General features: G+C 61.4%; 16 protein-coding genes. 12 read left to right on the top strand and 4 right to left on the bottom strand.

All coding sequences use genetic code 11. The annotated features are described in order from the left end of the window. Window positions 1–46 precede the first annotated feature (46 nt). Both NW841_RS03780 and NW841_RS03775 read left to right on the top strand, forming a co-directional pair. Window positions 47–889 (top strand): SDR family oxidoreductase, encoded by an 843-nt coding sequence (locus NW841_RS03780; protein WP_414365422.1) that lies wholly within the window; start codon window positions 47–49, stop codon window positions 887–889. Window positions 890–1006: 117 nt separating this feature from the next. Beyond that, on the top strand, window positions 1007–1372 hold the full coding sequence (locus NW841_RS03775; RefSeq protein WP_414365424.1) for an FHA domain-containing protein: 366 nt from the start codon (window positions 1007–1009) through the stop codon (window positions 1370–1372). Here the strand turns inward: NW841_RS03775 and NW841_RS03770 are convergent. After that, the gene (locus NW841_RS03770; protein ID WP_414385444.1) at window positions 1359–2624 is read right to left on the bottom strand and encodes a lipopolysaccharide biosynthesis protein; all 1266 of its coding nucleotides are present in this window, start codon (window positions 2622–2624) and stop codon (window positions 1359–1361) included. The genes NW841_RS03775 and NW841_RS03770 overlap by 14 nt on opposite strands. A gap of 122 nt (window positions 2625–2746) precedes the next feature. On the opposite strand from NW841_RS03770, the gene mrdA reads away from it, so the two are divergent. The 5 genes from mrdA (at window position 2747) to NW841_RS03745 (ending at window position 8330) form a co-directional block, all read left to right on the top strand. Beyond that, window positions 2747–4627: a penicillin-binding protein 2 gene (mrdA, locus tag NW841_RS03765; RefSeq protein ID WP_414385443.1), complete on the top strand. Its 1881-nt coding sequence runs from the start codon at window positions 2747–2749 to the stop codon at window positions 4625–4627. A gap of 332 nt (window positions 4628–4959) precedes the next feature. Further along, on the top strand, window positions 4960–5277 hold the full coding sequence (locus tag NW841_RS03760; protein ID WP_011429825.1) for an HU family DNA-binding protein: 318 nt from the start codon (window positions 4960–4962) through the stop codon (window positions 5275–5277). A gap of 70 nt (window positions 5278–5347) precedes the next feature. Continuing rightward, window positions 5348–6493 carry a pyridoxal phosphate-dependent aminotransferase gene (locus NW841_RS03755; RefSeq protein WP_414385441.1) on the top strand — a complete coding sequence of 382 codons (1146 nt, stop codon included), beginning with the start codon at window positions 5348–5350 and terminating at the stop codon, window positions 6491–6493. 26 nt (window positions 6494–6519) lie between these two features. After that, a complete protein-coding gene (locus NW841_RS03750) occupies window positions 6520–7185 on the top strand; it encodes a hypothetical protein (protein ID WP_414365431.1) in 666 nt (221 codons plus the stop codon). 380 nt (window positions 7186–7565) lie between these two features. Beyond that, the gene (locus tag NW841_RS03745) at window positions 7566–8330 is read left to right on the top strand and encodes a hypothetical protein (RefSeq protein WP_414365446.1); all 765 of its coding nucleotides are present in this window, start codon (window positions 7566–7568) and stop codon (window positions 8328–8330) included. Between the two features lie 200 nt (window positions 8331–8530). Here the strand turns inward: NW841_RS03745 and NW841_RS03740 are convergent, their stop codons facing one another. Beyond that, window positions 8531–9595 (bottom strand): ABC transporter substrate-binding protein, encoded by a 1065-nt coding sequence (locus NW841_RS03740; RefSeq protein ID WP_414385439.1) that lies wholly within the window; start codon window positions 9593–9595, stop codon window positions 8531–8533. An 18-nt stretch (window positions 9596–9613) separates the two neighbouring features. Between NW841_RS03740 and nadC the strand changes: the two genes are divergently transcribed. The 3 genes from nadC (at window position 9614) to NW841_RS03725 (ending at window position 13103) form a co-directional block, all read left to right on the top strand. Next, a complete protein-coding gene (gene nadC, locus NW841_RS03735; RefSeq protein WP_414385437.1) occupies window positions 9614–10456 on the top strand; it encodes a carboxylating nicotinate-nucleotide diphosphorylase in 843 nt (280 codons plus the stop codon). A gap of 156 nt (window positions 10457–10612) precedes the next feature. Further along, entirely contained in the window at window positions 10613–11545 is a 933-nt protein-coding gene (gene nadA, locus NW841_RS03730) for a quinolinate synthase NadA (protein WP_414365436.1), read from the top strand. 37 nt (window positions 11546–11582) lie between these two features. Then, window positions 11583–13103, top strand: a complete 1521-nt coding sequence (locus NW841_RS03725; protein ID WP_414385435.1) for an L-aspartate oxidase — start codon at window positions 11583–11585, stop codon at window positions 13101–13103. On the opposite strand, the gene gndA is transcribed toward NW841_RS03725, so the two are convergent. Continuing rightward, entirely contained in the window at window positions 13100–14509 is a 1410-nt protein-coding gene (gene gndA / locus NW841_RS03720; protein WP_414385433.1) for an NADP-dependent phosphogluconate dehydrogenase, read from the bottom strand. The two genes, NW841_RS03725 and gndA, sit on opposite strands and share 4 nt — an antisense overlap. An 89-nt stretch (window positions 14510–14598) precedes the next feature. Further along, on the bottom strand, window positions 14599–15099 hold the full coding sequence (locus NW841_RS03715) for a pentapeptide repeat-containing protein (protein ID WP_414385430.1): 501 nt from the start codon (window positions 15097–15099) through the stop codon (window positions 14599–14601). Window positions 15100–15222: 123 nt separating this feature from the next. Between NW841_RS03715 and larC the strand changes: the two genes are divergently transcribed. After that, complete coding sequence (larC, locus tag NW841_RS03710; protein ID WP_414385465.1) at window positions 15223–16416, top strand: nickel pincer cofactor biosynthesis protein LarC; 1194 nt, start codon at window positions 15223–15225, stop codon at window positions 16414–16416. Window positions 16417–16593: 177 nt separating this feature from the next. Beyond that, entirely contained in the window at window positions 16594–18588 is a 1995-nt protein-coding gene (locus NW841_RS03705; protein WP_414385464.1) for an ABC transporter ATP-binding protein/permease, read from the top strand. The last annotated feature ends 104 nt before the right edge of the window (window positions 18589–18692 follow it).

Below are 18692 nucleotides of genomic sequence, written 5' to 3'. Positions count from 1 at the left end.
TACAACAGAAGGAAGAATCCTAACCCAAAAAGTGGGGAGCAGCAGGATGGCTGATGTTGTTTTAATTACAGGCGCTTCCGAGGGTATTGGCAGGGCCACCGCCTTTACTTTTGCCCGCGGTGGCTACCGCCTGGCGCTGGCTGCCCGCACGGCTGAAACCCTGAAGCAAACAGCCATCGAGCTGGAGCAAAGCCTCAATGCAGAAGTGTTGGCTGTCCCCACTGACGTGACGCAACCGGAACAGGTGCAAAACCTGGTGGAGGCCACCCTAGAGCGCTACGGCCGCATCGACTGCCTGATCAATAACGCCGGCATTTGCCTGAGCGGCCCCTTCCTACAGACTACGCTGGAACACTGGCAAGCCCTGATGGCGGTTAATTTTTGGGGTTACCTGTACACCATCCGGGCTGTGCTCCCCCACATGCTGAAGCGCAAACAAGGCCAGATCATCAACGTGGGCTCCATCGGCGGCAAGATGCCCCTGCCCCAGATGACTGCCTATTGTGCCAGCAAGTATGCGGTCAGTGGGCTAACGGAGGCGCTGCGTCTAGAGCTGCAACCCCATGGGATCCAGGTAATTGGCGTCCACCCCGGCCCAGTCAACAGCAGTTTTCTCAAGCGAGCCGTTTTTGTTGATGAGGCGGCGCCGGAGGTCTCTCCCGAAAGCGAGTCCCAAGGCTCAAGCAGCGCGGCGCGGCAGCGGATGCAACAGGCACTAGAGAGCTTTTGGGTCAGCCAGCCGGAAGACGTGGCTGCAGCCATTTGGGACGCCGCTCGCCAGTCGAAGTCGGAGGTCGTGGTGGGCATGGCTCAGTGGGCGGTGGGGGCCTACACCCTTTTCCCAGGGCTGGTGGGCCCGCTACTGCAAAGTGCCCGTGGCCGACTTTGAGATTCGGCAGACCATCTCGGGTAGGCGATTCTGCAGCTCTGCCAATGCCAGGGTCGAGCTTTTGTCTGTATAGTATGGTGCTAGGGTTAGATTCGGGCAGTTGCAGCGGAAGGAATTATGGTTGATTCTGTGCCTTCTCCTCCAAGTGCTCAGCAGCACATCTTGGTCGTGGAGGATCGAGATGGCCGCCGCAGCCAGGTGCTGACCGCTGCAAAATACTTCATTGGTCGCGACCTGGCCAACGACATCTGCCTCAACTCCCAATACGCCTCCCGCTACCACGCCATGCTGCTACGCGTCCCTGCTGAGAAGGAGGGAGAATACTACTACCGCATTCTCGATGGGGATCTGGAGGGTAGGCCCAGCACCAACGGCCTCCTGATCAACGGCCAGAAGCTGACCACCCACCAGCTTAAGTCGGGGGATGTGATCACCTTCGGCCCCGATGCCAAAGCCACCTACAAGATCGTCAAGGCCCCGTAGCTTCAGGGGATCCCTCCAGAGGGCGTAATTGCCGCTGAATTAGCAGCAGCAAGGCCAGCAGCAGGGCTACTTCTGAGATCAAAGTGGCCAAGGCTGCTCCTCGCCAGCCCCACATCGGGATCCAAATCCCATTCAAAAGCCCGTTCAGACCCAGTGCCGCCAGTTGCAGGCGGCTGCGGGGCTTTTGCAGCCCGGCTCCGGTGAGCAGGTGAGACAGCAGCAGGTGGATCCCTTCCAGCAGGATGACCGGGCTGAGCCAGCGCAGGATGAGAGCGGTTTCCTGGTAAGCCGATCCCAGCACCCAGGGGATCCCGTAGGATCCCAGCGCCATCCCCAGGGCGGCCAAACTGCCATAGCCCACCACCCAAGGGAAGAGCTGCCAGGCGTAGCGGCAGCCCTGCTGTAGGCCCTTTTGTCCTTGGCGGCACAGCTCGGCAAAGTGGCTGGTGAGCAGGGCGATCATCGGCGTTTGCGAGAAGTTGATCACCCGGTAGGCGGCGCTGTAGAGCCCCCCTGCTGCTGCCGAGGCCAGACGGGGCAAAAGCAGCTTGTCCAAATCGGTGAAGGTTTTTGCCGCCGCCAGCCCCACGGCAAAATCCCAGCCCGCCGCCAGCCGTTCCCCCAGATCTCTCCAGGCCAAGGGGGGAGAAAGCTTACTCCACCGTCCCATCCCCCGCGCCATCAGCAGCAGCACGACCAGCACCATCAGACCGTACAGCACGGCCCACTGCACCAGGGATCCCCAACCCAGAGCCACCGCTAGCAGCACAGCGCCAACCCGCCCCAGCGCCATGCTGGTATCGATGAGGGCCACGCCGGCAACCCGCTCTTGCCCGATCAGGATCCCCCTGTACACCTCAGGGATGGCGATAAACAGCAGGTCGCTCCCCAGCAGGATCCCCACCACGAGGGGGGAGATCCCGGCCAGCCAAAGGCTCAACAGAGGTGTTAACAGCAGCGTCATCCCCCCACAGCCTAGCCCGGCCAACCACAAGCTGGGGCCGATCTCCTGGGCAGCCGCCGCGGATCCCCGGCCGCTCAGGCGCTGGATCAGCAGTTCCGACTGGCCCCAATGGCCAAACGGGGCGGCCAGGTTGCTGCAGGCCAAAATCGCGGAGAACACCCCAAAGGCTTCCGGCCCCAACAGCCGCGCCAGCAGGATGAAATAGGCCCCGGACAACCCCAGGCGCAGGCCATTGCCCAGCATCAGCCAGGCAGCCTGTCGTAGCCGCTGTTGTTCTACCCTATCCACAGCAACTCTCCTGGACGAGGCTGGCCGCAGCCAGGGATACTGGAGGGAGGCTGAGACGACCCGCCCAAACGTGCGACGTTGGGCGCTGGGCGGATGAGTTGCAACTTTTGCGGCAATTCTTCATGGCCAAACTTTACCCTGTTGGCGGCACCGCCACATCCGCGGGACGGGATCCCAAAACCCTGTTTTCCCCCCACTCCAGGCCCCCCGACTCGCGCCGCGTCCTTCCCCCGCCGACCAGTAGCCCTCGCTGGCTGGGATCCCCGCCGGCCAAAACGGTGGGTCAGGGTTATCGGGCCCTGGTTTTGCTCCTGCTGGCCAGCGGCTTGCTCCTGGGAGGGCTGGGATCCCGCCTGGCCTACCTGCAACTGGTGCGCACCCAGTATTACCGCCAGTTGGCCGATACCAACCGCATTCGCCTCTTGCCCCAGCCGCCGGAACGGGGGCGCATTGTGGATCGCAACGGCGTGCTGCTGGCGGGCAGCCAGCTCTCCCACTCAGTCTTCCTGTGGCCGTTGGTGCAGTCGCGGCAGGGCTGGCAGGAGACGATCCCCAAGCTGGCCCAAGCCTTGAACATGGCCCCCGAAGAAATTGCCCAAAAGCTGGAACAGGCCGGCTACCGCTCCCCGTTTCCCGTACGCATCCTGCGCAACGCCAGCCCCCAGGTGGTCATTCAACTGGAAGAGATGAGCCGCGAACTGCCGGGGGTGATGGTGGAGGCGGAGACGGTGCGGTTTTATCCCCATGGCGACTTGGCCGCCCACCTGCTGGGCTATACCGGCGAGATCTCGCAAGAACAACTGCGGGCCGACCCCAGCTATCGCTTGGGGGATATCGTCGGCCTGATGGGCGTGGAGGAATTGTTCGAGAGCCATCTGCGCGGCCAGTGGGGCGGGCGCCAGGTGGAGGTGGACGCCATGGGAGAAGTGCTGCGGGTGCTGGGAGAACAAGCCCCCCAACCGGGCAACACCCTGCAGCTGACTTTGGACGTACGCCTGCAGCAGGCGGCAGAGCAAGCCCTGGGCCAGCAGAAAGGAGCAGTAGTCGCCCTGGATCCCCGCGACGGCTCGATCCTGGCCATGGCCAGCTATCCCACTTTTGATCCCAACCTCTTTTCCAGCCGCATCACCCAAGCCCAGTGGGAGAGCCTGCAACAGAAGGACTTTCCCTTCCTCAACCGCGCCCTGCGGCCCTATCCCCCCGCCAGCACCTACAAAATCATCACCACCGCTGCCGGGATCGAGTCGGGGGCCTTTCCCCCGGATACGGTGCTGCAGACCGGCCCCTACATCCAGGTGGGCGGGTGGAGGTTCTGGGACTGGAACCGTGCCGGCTTCGGGCGGCTGAACTACCGCCAGGCGATGGCCTACAGCAGCGACACCTTCTTCTACCAGATTGCCCTGGGCACCAAGGCCGCCCCCCTGCAAGAATGGTCGCGCCGCTTCGGGCTGGGGCAATTGACCGGGATCGGCCTTAAGGGGGAAGCTGCTGGGCTGGTGCCTGACGCCGACTGGAAACAGCGCCACTGGCGCGAGCCTTGGTATGTGGGCGATACGGTGAACATGTCCATCGGCCAGGGATTTATCACCGCCACGCCGCTGCAGATGGCGGTGGTCACAGCAGCGGTGGCCAACGGCGGCTGGCGGGTGCGTCCCTTGCTCTCGCAGCAGGTGATCCCGGAAAGCGCCGTGCCCCTGCGGCAGAAGGTAGGTCTCTCCCCCGCTACCCTGGAGATCTTGCAACAGGGGCTGCGGGATGTTGTGGTCTACGGCACTGGCGGCAACGCCAACCTGGGGCCGGGCTTTCCCCCTACCGCTGGCAAAACTGGCACTGCCGAGGATCCGCCGCGGCGCTCTCACGCCTGGTTTGTCGGCTATGCGCCCTCCGACCGGCCCGAATTGGTGGTCGTGGTCTTTCTGGAAAACAGTGGCGGCGGGGGTGGATCCCGAGCAGCCCCGATCTTCCGCGAGGTGATGCGGGCCTACTTCCAACGCGACCTGTGATGCCCTGGGCGGGACTTGCCCCGGCATCCGAGGGGAGTGGGTATTAGGATTATCGGTTGATCTCTCTTTGTTCCCCAAAAATTCCGCTCAGCCCCCCTAAAATCCCTTCTCCAACCGGCTTCTACCCTAACTTGGCTGTAGAATATGTCAGTGATTTGGAGCCAAACTGCCACAATCCTGCCATTCGCGCCAGCGGCGCTTTGGCGCAGTGCAGGGCAAGCCCCGCTCCTACAGACTGAGAACACTCTGGGCCGTGGTTGCTTCGCAGCCCCTCGCGAGTACGCGGCCAGAGTCGGTTTTAACCCTATTGCCTAACTCACGAGGAGATCAGGATGAACAAGGCAGAGCTTGTGGATGCCGTCGCTCATCGCGCCAACGTAACCAAAAAAGAAGCTGAAGCTGTCCTGACGGCGGCGCTGGAGATCATTGTCGAAGAGGTCGCATCCCGCGATGAAAACGGTGAACCCAAAGGGAAGGTGACCCTGGTGGGCTTCGGCTCCTTTGAGGCCCGCAAACGCAAACAACGGGAAGGTCGCAACCCAAAGACCAACGAGAAGATGGTGATCCCGGCCAGCATTGTCCCGACTTTCACCGCAGGCAAAACTTTCCGCGATGCGGTGGCAGGTGGCCACAAGTCTTCGGGAGTTTGACGAGATCCCAGCCGTTCGCGCTCCTCAGGCGGAGTTCTCTCGGTGAACCTGAGCTTTGGGATGGATAGGCGTGCAACGGCCTCAGCATGGTGGCAATCGAGCTTGGGGGGCAGCCATCGCCGGCTGCCCTGCTGAGGCTATTTTGGATTTTTCGGCTAGCCTCAACCCCCTGGGCCCTCCGCAGTCGGTTTTGCAAGCTCTGGCTCGCGCCCTGTCGGCGCCGGATCCAGTTGTGATCAGCCGCTATCCGGATCCCGACTACCGCGAGCTGCGGACCTGTTTGGCGCGGCGCTGGGCGGTCGATCCGGAGTGGATCTTCGTGGGCAATGGGGCGGCGGAGTTGCTCACCTGGGCCGCCCGCGATGCCCAGGGGCGGGAGGTTTGGCTGCCCCGACCGGCTTTTGGGGACTATGAACGGGCCCTGCGGGCGGCGGGTGTAACCCTCAGGGGTTTGGATCTTTGGCCCTCTCAGGGATCCCCCACCCTAGCCTTGCTGCAGAAAGGGATCCGGGCGGACAAGACAGGCCGGGTGCTCTGGCTGAACAATCCTCACAACCCGACGGGCCGGCTTTTCCTCCGGCAAGACCTCTTGCCCCTCCTGACCCAGTTTGAGCAGGTGGTGGTGGATGAAGCTTTTATGGACTTTTTGCCAGGAGACGCCCCGCAGGAGCTCCCCCCTCTGAACGCCGGCTCAGAGGTGGGAGAGCTGCCCCGCAGCCAGACTTTGATCCCTCACCTGGAGGCCCACCCCAACACCATCGTCATCCGTTCGCTGACCAAGTTCTTTACCTTGCCCGGCTTGCGCATCGGCTTTGCTGTGGGGCACCCGGATCACTGGCGGCGCTGGCGGCAGTGGCGGGATCCCTGGAGCGTCAACGGATTGGCGGCGGTGGCGGTGGCGGCGGCTCTGGCGGATGAAGACTTTCGCCGGCGCACCCTGGCCTGGCTGCCGATGGCGCGGGAGCATTTGTTGAGCGGTCTGCAGGCGCTACCCGGCTGGGATCCCTGGCCCAGTCAGGCTAACTTTGTACTGGTGCGCTGCCCTGGCTCCGCTACGCAGATTCAAGAAAAGCTGTTGCGGCAGCACCGCATCCTGGTGCGGGATTGCCTGAGCTTTCCAGAGCTGGGGGATCGCTATCTGCGCATTGGCCTGAGAACCCTGACGGAGCAGGAGCAGTTGCTATCGGCCTGTCGAGAGATCTTGGAAAATAGCTAGAGAGCTTCTTTCTGGCGAGAGAGATTATGGTTGAGGTGGTGACTCCCCTTTGGCCGGAGTGCGAGGCTTCTATCGTGAAGGGGGTAGCCCACCACAGCGATCTGGAACTGCTGCGGGCCTTTCAACGGCAGCCGCAGGCGGCGCGCTACTTCATCGCCCTGTTTTGCCGCTACTGCGCCTGGGTGGATGGGATCCTGGCCGAGCATCTGCCCCCGGAGCGGCGGGCTGCCGCTCGAGAGGAGGTTTGGCTGCACCTTTATGCGCGCCTTCAGCATCTCGATGCCCGCACGCTACAGAGTGAGGGGGGCGGGGATCCGGTGCTGGCGCCCTGGCTGGCGGCGCAAATCCGCGAGCTGATCTGGTCTTTTGCGGGGCGGTCTGACGGCACGGCAGAGGGTGAGGCCACCCCTCCTCAAACCGCGAGCGCCGGTGCAGCGAAGCCCTCTCTTTCGCCAGCATTGGCCTGTTACCTGACCGCCGCTCTGGACAACTTGCCGGGAGATATGCGCTTCATTCTGCTGCTACGGGATCGGTTTGGTTGGTCACCGGATCGCATCGCCGCCCAGCTCAAAGCTGACCGGTACTACCTCGCGCCGGAAGAGGTGGATGCCATTGTTGCCTCCGCTCGCCAGCTCCTGCTTCGGCATCTGCCAGCGGATGTGCGCGACCTCTATCTTGCGGCAAATCCCTAGAAGAAGGCCTTCGGCTTGTGGCATGGTAGTAATGGCTTGCCTTTATCCCTGGGGTTGGCTCTGCGGTTGGGCAGTTCCCGGGTTCAGCACCGGCTTGGTTCTGCTTGCTTCCCAGCTCTTAGTCTGGCGAGGGTGAGTTGTCTATGAGTTTTTCTCCACTTCCCTCAGATGCTACTCGACCCCTACCAAGGGCCCAGCAAACCCAGCCAACTCCTCAACTGACGCTTCAGGAAGCGCTGAGCTGTTTACATCTGGATGAGCTCAAGGAATTGGAGCGATTTCGCCTCTGGCAACGTTTGCAGCGCAGGTCATCTGTCCCCTTGCCATGGACCGATCCTCTTGAAAGCGATATCCCCCTAGAGCGCTCTTCACCTGTGCTGATGCAAGAAATCGTGGAAGACTTGGAGGAGGAGGAAACACCACGGCCGGCGGGGGTGCTCTCCCCCCTTTGGCTCTTGCTGCTGTGGGCCCTCTCCTGTGCGGGGATCGGCTTCGGGGTGCGCTGGTTGATCTGGCCGGAAGAGCTGTCGCTTCCCCAAACCGCTGTCCTGACCCACAACATCCAAAGGGGGATCCCTGGCCAGGTGGATTTGGCCCAGTTGCCCCTGATTCCCCTGGAGCCGCTGCCGGGACAGGTAGGGGAAGAGTTCTATTCGGGGAGGCTGGATCCCAGTCAGTTGGCGCTAGGGTTGGCGAACACTCCCAATCTGGAGGAGTTGCGGGTCGAGCCCCTTCAGGATGTCCTCAACTTGTTGGACAGTCTACAAACCGACTTGGCCTCGGCTGCACAGGAACCTGCTCCTTCCCTCTCGAAAACGGTGGAGCAAGTGGCAGCCAGCCTGGAGCGCCCCTCCCAGCCTAAAGTAACCGCTGTTTCAGAATCTTTGCTCACGGTGCCCCTGAACAGCAACGATCTCGATTCCTTAGGGCCTAACCGCGGCGAAGGAACTTTTTTGGTGCTGACCACCTACTCCGGAGAGGAAAGCTTGGCGCGAGCTCGGCAAGTTGCCAATGATGCTTTTGTAAAAGATGTGAACGGCCATAAGTTTGTGCAGTTGGCAGCATTTGAACAACTGGAATATGCCCGCTACCACGCTGAAACTTTGAAGAACAAGGGCTTTAACGTCACCATTGCCGAGCAGTAGCTTTGGCCATCGGTCAGCAAGCTGCACGAAAGTTAGCTACAGTCATTCATTAGGTAGCAATGGAGCAGTTAGATCCCTAACTCCCCTCTCCCAGAGATAGGCTGAGGGTAAGCGCTGCTCGTCTTTGGCGGTCTAGAGCGGCTGGCAGCCTCCTCCAAACCGATTAGAACCGCCCTATAATTCCCTTTTTCGCAACTGACCTAGCTTTTGTAGTAGGCAGTGCCTTTATTGACAAAGTCCAACGTGTAGGCGGCTTGGTAGTTGATGGTTGGCTCAAAGACACCCGCCACTGTCATACTCTCGAAGAAGCTTTGCCAACGTTCGTGGGTCATGGCGCCAATGCCCTTTTCTAGCGCATCGCCGGACAAAATAACACCGTACTCCTTCAACTTCTCAAAGCTATAGGCCAACTGCTCATCGGTCATCTCCGGGTTATCCTGCTTGATGAGGCGATAGGCGGGGCGGGGATCCTCTAGAAAGCTGTACCAGCCCTTGATAGAGGCATCCACAAATCTCTGCACCAGGTCTGGCTTGGTTTCCACCAGTTGGCGCCGCGTCTCGATGGTTGTGGCATAGGGGTTGTAGCCGTAGTCGGCTAGGAGAAAAATTACCGGCTTAAAGCCTCCTTGTTTTTCAATGGCAAAAGGCTCAGAGGTGAGATACCCCTGCTGCGCTGAGGTGGGATCCGCCAAGAAGGGACCGGGGTTGAAGTTGTAGGGGCGGGTCTGGTCGTCGGTGAAGCCGTACTTGGCCCGCAGAAAGGGCCAGTAGGTGGTAAAAGCCCCTTTGGCCACGAAGATGGGTCGGCCCTTGAGATCCTCCAAGCGCTGGGTGCCGGGATGGGCGAGGAGAACCTGGGGGTCTTTTTGGAAAATAGCCGCCACGCAGATGAGCGGGATCCCTTCCCGCACGGCGTTGATGACTCCCGCGCTTCCCCCCATGGCAAAGTCGGCAGCTCCGCCGGCCAAAATCTGGGTAATGTTGACGCCAGGGCCGCCCATCTGGATGGTGACGTCTAGCCCATATTCGCGATAGATGCCTGTGGCCACCGCCTGGTAAAAGCCGCCATGCTCCGCCTGGGCATACCAGTTGGTAGCATAGGAAACCCGGTCAAGTTTGGATCCCTGAGCCACGATGAGAGTGGGGGAGGATCGAGCAGCCGCTGCCGCCAGCAGACTTCCCCCAAGGGCGGCAGCTCCTGCTTTGAGCAACTGACGACGGCTGAAGGTGCCGCTATCGGGTTGAGAGGATCCAGTCGAGGCCATAAGCAACTCAAGCAAAAGATGATGCCAGCATTCTACATCCCGGAGGAGACCCTGTGCGCCTGGCTACAGGAAGATCTCGGCCACGGCGATCTCACCAGCGAGCTGACGCTGCCCCCCGGAGTAGAGGGCGAGGCGGTGATCCTAGCTAAGGAGGCAGGGATCCTGGCGGGTCTGGAGATTGCCAGGCGGGTTTTCCGGCTGGTGGATCCCCAGGTGGAGTTCGCTCCCAAGGCAGAGGAAGGGGAGAGCGTGGCCGTCGGCCAAGAAGTGCTCCAGCTCAAGGGATCCCTGCGGGGGATTCTGGCAGCAGAAAGGCTAGCGCTGAACCTTCTCCAAAGGCTTTCTGGCATTGCCACCCTTACCCGCACCTACGTAGAGGCGTTGCGGGGAACCTCGACCCAGCTCCTGGACACCCGCAAGACCACCCCCGGCCTGCGCGCTCTGGAGAAATATGCGGTGCGGGTAGGAGGCGGCAAAAACCACCGCTTTGGCCTCTTCGACGGCATCTTGATTAAGGAAAACCACATTCGCGGTGCCGGCGGCATCTTGGCAGCCGTCCAGCGGGCCAAAGCAGGTGCCCCCCACCACCTCAAGGTCGAGGTTGAGGTGCGCAACCTCCAGGAGCTGGAGGAGGCTTTGGCGGCAGGCGCCGATCTAATCCTTCTCGATAACTTCCCCTTGGAGCAGATCCGGGCTGCCGTTCAACGGGTAGGGGGGAAAGTTCCCCTAGAAGCCAGCGGCAACATGAACCTAGAGCGCGCCCGGCAAGCGGCGGAGGCAGGCGTTGACTACATCAGTGTGGGGGCCCTGACTCACTCGGCCAAGGCCCTGGATCTCTCCTTGCTCGTGGTGCGGCCCTGAGGTTTGCCCCAGGGAGCGCTGTTTCTAATGCTAGGCTAGGTAACAATCCCGCCTAAAGCAGGAAGGCCAGTTGCTGCCTGCTGGCAACTTCTCCTTAGCCCCGCACCAGTCCAGATCTGCACCCGTGGCCGGCCCAGCCAAAACAGAAGGTTCACCATGACCCAAGAAACCCTTGTCCAGGAAATTGCTCGACTCAAGCAGGAAAGGCAGGCCGTTATCCTAGCCCACTCCTACCAACTCCCCGAGGTGCAGGAAGTGGCGGACTTTGTGGGAGACTCCCTGGGCCTGGCCCGCGCGGCCCAAAAGACAGATGCCCAGGTCATTGTCTTTGCTGGCGTCCACTTCATGGCCGAGACGGCAGCTATCCTCAACCCGGAAAAGACGGTGCTGCTGCCGGATCTAGAGGCAGGCTGCTCCCTGGCCGACAGCATCCGGCCTGAGGATGTGCGGCGCTGGAAGGAGGCCAACCCCGAGGGGCTGGTGGTGGCCTATGTCAACACGGCCGCCGAGATTAAAGCCCTGGCCGATGTCTGCGTTACCAGCGCCAACGCTGTGCAGGTGGTGGCCAGCCTGCCGCCGGATCGCCCCATCTTCTTTGTGCCGGATATGTTCCTGGGGGCCTATGTAGCCCAGACAACGGGGAGGGAGTTGGATCTGTTCCCCGGCGAGTGCCACGTCCATGTGGGCATTCGCGAGGAGCACCTCAAGGCAATGGCAGAGAAGCACCCGGAGGCGGAGTTCCTCATCCACCCCGAGTGCAGTTGCGGCTCCAGTTGTCTATTTCTCAAGCCGGACGCCAAGCTCCTTTCTACTGAGGGGATGGTGCGTTATGCCAGAACTTCGGCCAGCCGCGAGTTTGTGGTTGCCACCGAAGTGGGCATTCTCCACCGGCTGCAAAAAGAGGCCCCCGATAAGACCTTTATCCCCGTCAAGGCGGACGCCGTCTGCGAGTATATGAAAAAAATTACCCTGGAGAAGATCTACCGCTCCCTAGTGGAGATGCGCTACGTGATCCAGGTGCCGGAGGCGGTGGCCGAAAAAGCCCGCAAGTCCATCCTGGCCATGCTGTCAGTGCCTGCTGGAGCCTAGAGGGAGCACCCTTGGCGAGGGTCTGTTTTGTCCAGTGTTGTCTACGTCTTTCCTAGCGGAAACAGACCTCTTGATCCTGGGGGCAGGGGTGGCAGGGATCTATGCAGCCCTGTGGGCGGAAGCAGAGGGAGCCAGAACCCTGGTGGTAAGCAAGGATCCCTTGCCTTCTGGATCCACCCCTTGGGCGCAGGGGGGGATAGCTTTTCCACTGGATGCAGCAGATGTGGAAGCCCACCTCCAGGACACCCTGCAAGCAGGCCGTGGCTTGGTGGAAGTGGAGGTGGCCCGCTCCATCCTGCAGGAAGCCCCCTTTCACCTGGAGAGGCTTTTGTCCTGGGGGCTGCCCTTCCATCCGGAGCCGGTGCGGGAAGGGGGCCACTCGCGGGCGCGGATACGCCATCTGGGAGGGGATCGGAGCGGGCTGTGGCTATTGCAAGGTTTGCTGGCTCGCCTGCACAAGCCGCCTCTCCAGGGATACACAGCCCTCAGCCTTTTGATGGCAGGAGACAGAGTAGGGGGGGCCCTGCTGCTGGGGCCAGATGGGCCACTGCAGGTGAAAGCAGGGGCAGTTCTCTTAGCTACAGGCGGGTTTGGCAGCCTTTTCCCCCTCTCGACGGCTCCGCCGGGGGCCAGCGGGGATGGGATGGCCTTGGCCTGGCGGGCAGGAGCTGTCCTAAGGGATCTGGAGTTTGTGCAGTTTCACCCCACCGCCTTGCCCAATGGAGCCCTGGTCAGTGAAGCTGCCCGAGGGGCAGGGGCCGTGCTTCTCAACGCCTGGGGGGAGCGCTTTATGCCTTGCTATGCGGAGCTGGGCGAGCTGGCGCCGCGCGATGTGGTGGCCCAGGCGGTGTTCTGGGAGCGGCAGCGGACGGGGGGAGTTTATCTTGATCTACGGGCTGTGCCAGATCTGGAGGAGCGCTTTCCCACCGTTGTTGCCTCTGCCCGCGCTTTGGGGCTGGATCCTGGAAAAGACCTCCTGCCGGTTGCTCCCGCTGCCCACTACGTCATGGGCGGGGTGCGAACGGATGCCTTTGGCTTCACTGGCCTGCCGGGCCTCTATGCTGCCGGGGAGGTGGCTTCTACAGGGTTGCACGGGGCAAACCGTTTGGCTTCCAACAGCCTCTTGGAAGGGCTGGTCATGGGCAAGCGAGCTGCTCTGGCTGCCCTGCGGGAGCTCCAGGAGCCACCCCTTCAGGTGCAGGCTCTACCTGTGCTGACCGCGCCGCCCTCTCTTCTTCCCGAGCTTAGGCAGCAGGTGGGAGAGGCACTGGGCGTGGTGCGGCAGGGAGAGCGGCTGCGGGCTTTTCTGGCTTTTGCAGAAGCCCTGCCCCTGGAGGAGAAGCCCTGGGCCAGCCGGGAGGAGGTCGAGGCCGGGAGTTTGTTGCTGCTTGCCCGCCTGGTGGGGCAAGGGGCTCTGTTGCGGGAGGAAAGCCGCGGATCCCACTTCCGCAGGGATTTTCCCCAAGAAGGAGAGCCTTTCCATACCGAGGCGTGGGGCTCTACCTTGAAGCAGACGCCGCTAGGTCTAGCGGCCGCACCAGAGGGGGATCCTGCCTAGGCGTTCCAGGCGTGGTGGAAAACCCCCGGCCTGTCGATGCGCTCAAAGGTGTGGGCGCCAAAGAAATCCCGCTGGGCTTGGGTGAGGTTCTGGGGCAGCTCGGCAGTGCGGTAGCTGTCGTAGTAGGCCAGGGAAGCGCTAATGGCCGGGATCGGGATCCCTAGGGTAGCCGCGGTGGCCACCACCCGCCGCCAGGATCCCTGCCGTTCCTGGATGGCCTGCTGAAACTCCTCATCCAAAAGCAGGTTGACCAGCTGCGGATCCCGCTGGTAGGCCGCCTGGATCCTGCTCAGGAGGCGGGCGCGGATGATGCAGCCCCCCTTCCAGATGCGAGGGATCTCGCTAAAGGGGTAAACATAGCCGTGGGCAACGGTGGCTTGCTTGAGCAGCGCCATCCCCTGGGCGTAGGAGCAGATCTTGGAACAGTAGAGGGCGGCGCGCAGATCCTGGAGGAAGCGGTCGGGATCCCCTTCAAAGGCTGTTCCCGGCCCTGGCAACTGCTGCGAGGCGGCCACCCGCTCTTCCTTCATCGAGGAGAGGAGGCGGGCCTGCACTGCCGCCTCAATGGTGGGCACCGGCACCCCCAGATCCAGGGCGTCCTTGACCGTCCACAGGCCCGTGCCCTTCTGGCCTGCTTTGTCCAAGATGAGATCCACCAGCGGCTTGCCCGTCTCCGGATCCAGCGTCCCCAAGATCTTGGCGGTAATCTCAATCAAAAACGACTCCAGCTCCGTCTCGTTCCAGGCCTGGAAGATCTCCTGCATCTGGGAGGCCGTCAGCTTCAAGCCCCGGCGCATCAAGTCATAGACCTCGGCAATCAGTTGCATGTCGCCGTATTCGATGCCGTTGTGCACCATCTTCACGTAGTGCCCGCCCCCTTTGGGCCCCAGGTAGGTGACGCAGGGGCCGTCCGGCACTTGGGCGGCAATTTTGGTGAGGATGGGCTCCAGTTGGCGGTAGGCTTCCAGGCTGCCGCCGGGCATGAGGCTAGGGCCGTTAAGGGCACCTTCTTCCCCGCCGCTCACCCCCATGCCGACAAAGTGGATCCCGCTGGCTTCTAGGGCCTCGGCACGCCGGTCGGTGTCGCTGTAGAGGGAGTTGCCGCCATCGATGAGGATGTCGCCTGGCTCCAGCAGCGGCTTGAGCTCGTCGAGGATGGCATCCACCGGCGGGCCTGCCTTGACCATGATTAAGATTTTGCGGGGCCGCTCCAACAGTTGCACCAATTCGGGCAGGCTGTAGGCGGGGGTAATCTGCTTGCCTTGGGCCCGCCCTTGGATGAACTGCTCAGTCTTGGCGGGCGTCCGGTTGTAGACCGCAACAGGAAAGCCATTGCGCTCGACGTTGAGGGCCAGGTTTTCCCCCATCACCGCTAGGCCAATGACTGCGAAGCTGGGCTTGCTCATGGTGGGGCAGGGTCAACACCTTCCCCAATCTAAAGGGCAATCCAGCCAAGAGGGTTCAGGGATCCTGTTTTCTTCACCTTTGCCGGCTTTCAGGGACAGCCTAGACTTGCGCGGGTGGCAACGCCTGTTACGGGATGGGATCCCTCAGCCCGCTGGCACAATTCCCGCAGGGCTGCCCGATCCACATAGGCGTCGCTAAAGTCAGCGCCGGCAATCTGCACCCCTTGCCAAACCGCCCGGGCAGCAATGGCTCCCCTGAGGTTGGCCCCCCTAAGGTCGGCGCCTGCTAGGTTGGCCAGATCCAACAGGCTGTTGCTGAGATCTGCCCCCGCCAGGTTAGCCCCCGCCAGATTGGCTTTGGTAAAGGCCACGCCGGCAAGGTTGGCCCCGTGCAGATCGGCACCCTGCAGGTTGGCGCTGACAAAACTGCTGCCCCGCCAGTCCTGACCCGACAGATCCTGCCCCTGCAGATCGGCATTGCTAAAGTTGAGACGAGTTTGGGATCCCGCCGGGGATCCCCACAGCAACAGCGTTGCCCCCAGCAGGATCCCCAGGGAAAAGCGGATCCAAGGATTGGGCTGCAACAGCATTTGGGATCCCCCCTTGCGGCTGAAGTTTTTCCTATTTTGGCCTTGGCGGCAGCCCCTCCCGTTGGCATCGCCACCACTCTGGGCAAAACTGAGTGGAGCCGTCCCTCCCGTTTCAACGCTGCTATGAAGGTGGCCTACTTGGACTGCGCGGCAGGCATTGCCGGCGATATGTGCTTGGGGGCTCTGCTGGATTGCGGGGTGCCCCTGGAGTATCTCAACCAGCAGCTCCAGGCGCTGGGCATCGAAGGAGAATACAGCCTACACGTATGCCGGGTGCAGCGGTGCGGCCAGCCGGCTCTGCAAGCGGTGGTGGAGGTGTTGGACGAGTCCCCGCCCGCCCGCTCCTGGAGGGAGATCCAGGCTTTGATTGCCGGATCCCGCTTGGCCCCTGCGGTCAAGGCCCGCAGCCTCAAAGTTTTTGAGAAGCTGGCGCAGGCAGAGGCAAAAGTCCATCAGGTGCCCCTGGAAACAGTGCATTTCCACGAGGTGGGGGCCGTCGATGCCCTGGTGGATATCGTCGGCACCTGTATCGGTCTGGATTGGCTGCAGGTGGAGCGGGTGATCTCCTCTCCCCATCCCATTGGCGGTGGCTGGGTGAGCACCAAACATGGCCAACTGGCGGTGCCCGTGCCGGCGGTGATTGAGCTGTGGGAAATGGGACGGGTGCCGGTGTTTAGCAACGGCGTGGAGGCCGAGCTGGTTACCCCCACCGGCGCAGCCCTGGCGGTGGCGCTGGCAGAAGCGTTTGGGCCCTGTCCACCGCTGCGGCTGGAAAAAGTGGGGCGCGGGGCCGGCAGCCGCGAGTTGCCCATTCCCAACATCTTTCGTCTTTGGATTGGTCAGTCCCAGGGGGAAGAGCCAACCGAGATCGTCTCAGTGTTGCAAACTCAGATTGACGACCTCAACCCCCAAGTGATTGCTTATACCTGCGAGCAGTTGCTGGCCCTCGGCGCCTGGGACGTGTTTACCCAACCCATCACCATGAAGCAGGGGCGGCCGGGAGTGTTACTGACGGTGATCTGCCCGCCGGATCGGGTGCCGGAGTGCCAGGAGCTCATCTTCCGGGAAACCACCACCCTGGGCATCCGCCACTCCCAGCAGCAGCGCACCGTCCTGGAGCGCCGGATCGAGCGGGTGGAAACCCCCTACGGCCTGGTGGACATCAAGGTGGCCTATCACCATGGCCGCCTTGTCAACGCCCAGCCGGAGTTCCGCGACTGCGTGGCCCGCGCCCAAGCGTTTCGCGTGCCGGTTCAGACGGTGTGGCTGGCGGCCCAAGCGGCCTGGCAAAAGCGGTTGCAAGGGGATCCCGACTGAAAACAGAAGCTTTGGGCAAAAGTAGGCTGGACATAAACCCTATCAGCACTGGCTCAGCATGGGCAGCGGGGCTCTTCCTTAGAGGCGAAGGGATTTGCTCCTGGTGGACCGAGAAGGGATCCCTGGCCTGCTAGCCTGAAAGATGTCGATCCCACGCTCTTGACCACGACCACAACCATGGAATCCCAAGCCGCTCAATTTAATTTCGACCGCAAACTTTGGGACCGCTTTATCAGCGTAGCCCAGCCCTATTTTTACCCGCGGGTGCGCTATGGGGGCTGGATTTTCTTTGGCTTGCTGGCAGCGGCCATGGTGTTTGTGGTTGCCTTGATGTTCTTTGTGGAGATTGGGGTGACCTTGGTTGGTCAGGCCCTGTTCCCAGAGTTTTTTACCAATGTAGCAGCCGGGCTGGTGGCGCAAACGGAGAGAAACTTGGCCTCGCCGCTGCTGTGGGTGGCCGCAGCCAGCTTGGCTCTGAGCAGCCTGGCCTTTGGGCTGGTGTGGCGCCAGATTCAGCGGCGCTGGCTGCAATGGCTGTTGTTGACCTTTTTGCTGTTTCTATCTTTAACGGTAAACCGATTAAACGTGATGATCAGCTTTATCTTTCGGTTTATCGACACCGCCCTACAACAAAAAGAAGAGAACACCTTCTGGCAGTTTTTAATCATCTACGGGGTGTTGATCATCTCGGCCATTCCCATTTTGGTGATCTATCGGTATACACGGCTGAAGCTGGGGCTGTTTTGGCGGGAATGGCTGACCGACCACTTTCTGGATCGCTACTTTGATCGCCGGGCCTACTACGAGCTGGATTCCAACGCCGCCAACACCGAAATCGACAACCCCGACCAGCGCATCTCCGAAGACGTTCGCTCCTTTACCGGCACTACCCTTTCTTTTTTGCTGGATATTCTCGACTCGATCCTCACCCTCTACGCCTTTACCGGCATCCTCTACAGCATCTCCCGCCCCTTGGCGGTGGGATTGGTTATCTATGCTACCATTGGCACCGCCATTGCCATTGTGGCTGGACGCAAGCTAATTAAAATTAACTTCGATCAACTGCGCTACGAGGCTGACTTTCGCTACAGCCTAGTCCACGTGCGGGACAACGCTGAGTCCATCGCCTTTTACCAGGGAGAAGACCTAGAGCTGAGGCAGATCTTGAATCGCTTTGCCGCTGCCCTGCGCAACTTTGACTTGTTAATCATTTGGCAGGCTATTATTGACATTTTTCAGTATGCCTATAACTACTTCACGCGCATTGTGCCCTATGTAATTGTGGCCCCCCTTTACTTTAGCGGCGTACGGGATTTTGGCACCATTACCCAGGCCACCATTGCTTTCAGCCAGGTGCTGAGTGCCCTTTCAATTGTGGCCAACCAGATCCAGAGCATCTCCAGCTTTGCCGCCGGGATCAACCGTCTAGGGTCCTTTTACGAAACGTTGGAGAATCCGGCCCTGCGCCACACCCACACTCGGGAGAGCACCATCCAAACTCGCATTGCTCCCCACCTGGCGCTGCAGCACGTTACTTTGCTAACACCAAACTCGGAACAAACCCTGGTGCGGGATCTGTCTCTGAGTTTAGAGGCAGGCCAACGGCTGCTCATTGTGGGGGCCAGCGGCAGCGGCAAGAGCTCCCTCCTGCGGGCCATTGCCGGCCTGTGGAACAACGGCCAGGGATCCATTGCCCGCCCCGATACCACCGAGATGCTCTTCCTGCCGCAAAAGCCCTACATGCTGCTGGGATCCCTGCGGGATCAACTCCTCTACCCAGGTCGTCGCCGGGATCTCAGCGATGCAGATCTCATCCGGGTTTTGGCCCAGGTGAACCTAGCCGATTTGCCGGAGCGGGTGGGCGGCTTTGACGTGGAGAAAGATTGGGCCAGCACCCTCTCCTTGGGCGAACAGCAGCGCCTGGCCTTTGCCCGCATTTTAATTACACGGCCTCGCTACGCCATTTTGGATGAGGCCACCAGCGCTCTAGATGTAGCCAACGAAAAGCTGCTCTACCGGCAACTGCAACACCTCAACACCACCTACGTCAGCGTCGGCCACCGCCCCACTCTCCTGGCCTACCACGACCTGGTCTTGGAGCTACAGGGCAACTCTGCCTGGAAACTCTGGTCGGCGGCAGAATACGGCGCCCGCCTGGCCCTGGCCGGCTAGAGCGCTGCCTTAGCTCTCAAGCTGCCCTGGTACCCCTCACCCCCAGCCCCTCTCCCAGAGGGAGAGGGGGGTAGGCTGTTCTAACCCCAACCCACAGAACTAGA

It is taken from the genome of Synechococcus sp. H60.3 (assembly GCF_047462295.1).
GTDB lineage: Bacteria > Cyanobacteriota > Cyanobacteriia > Thermostichales > Thermostichaceae > Thermostichus.
The sequence above is the reverse complement of the archived record's forward strand: the minus strand, read 5'-3'. Positions and strand labels throughout refer to the sequence as shown.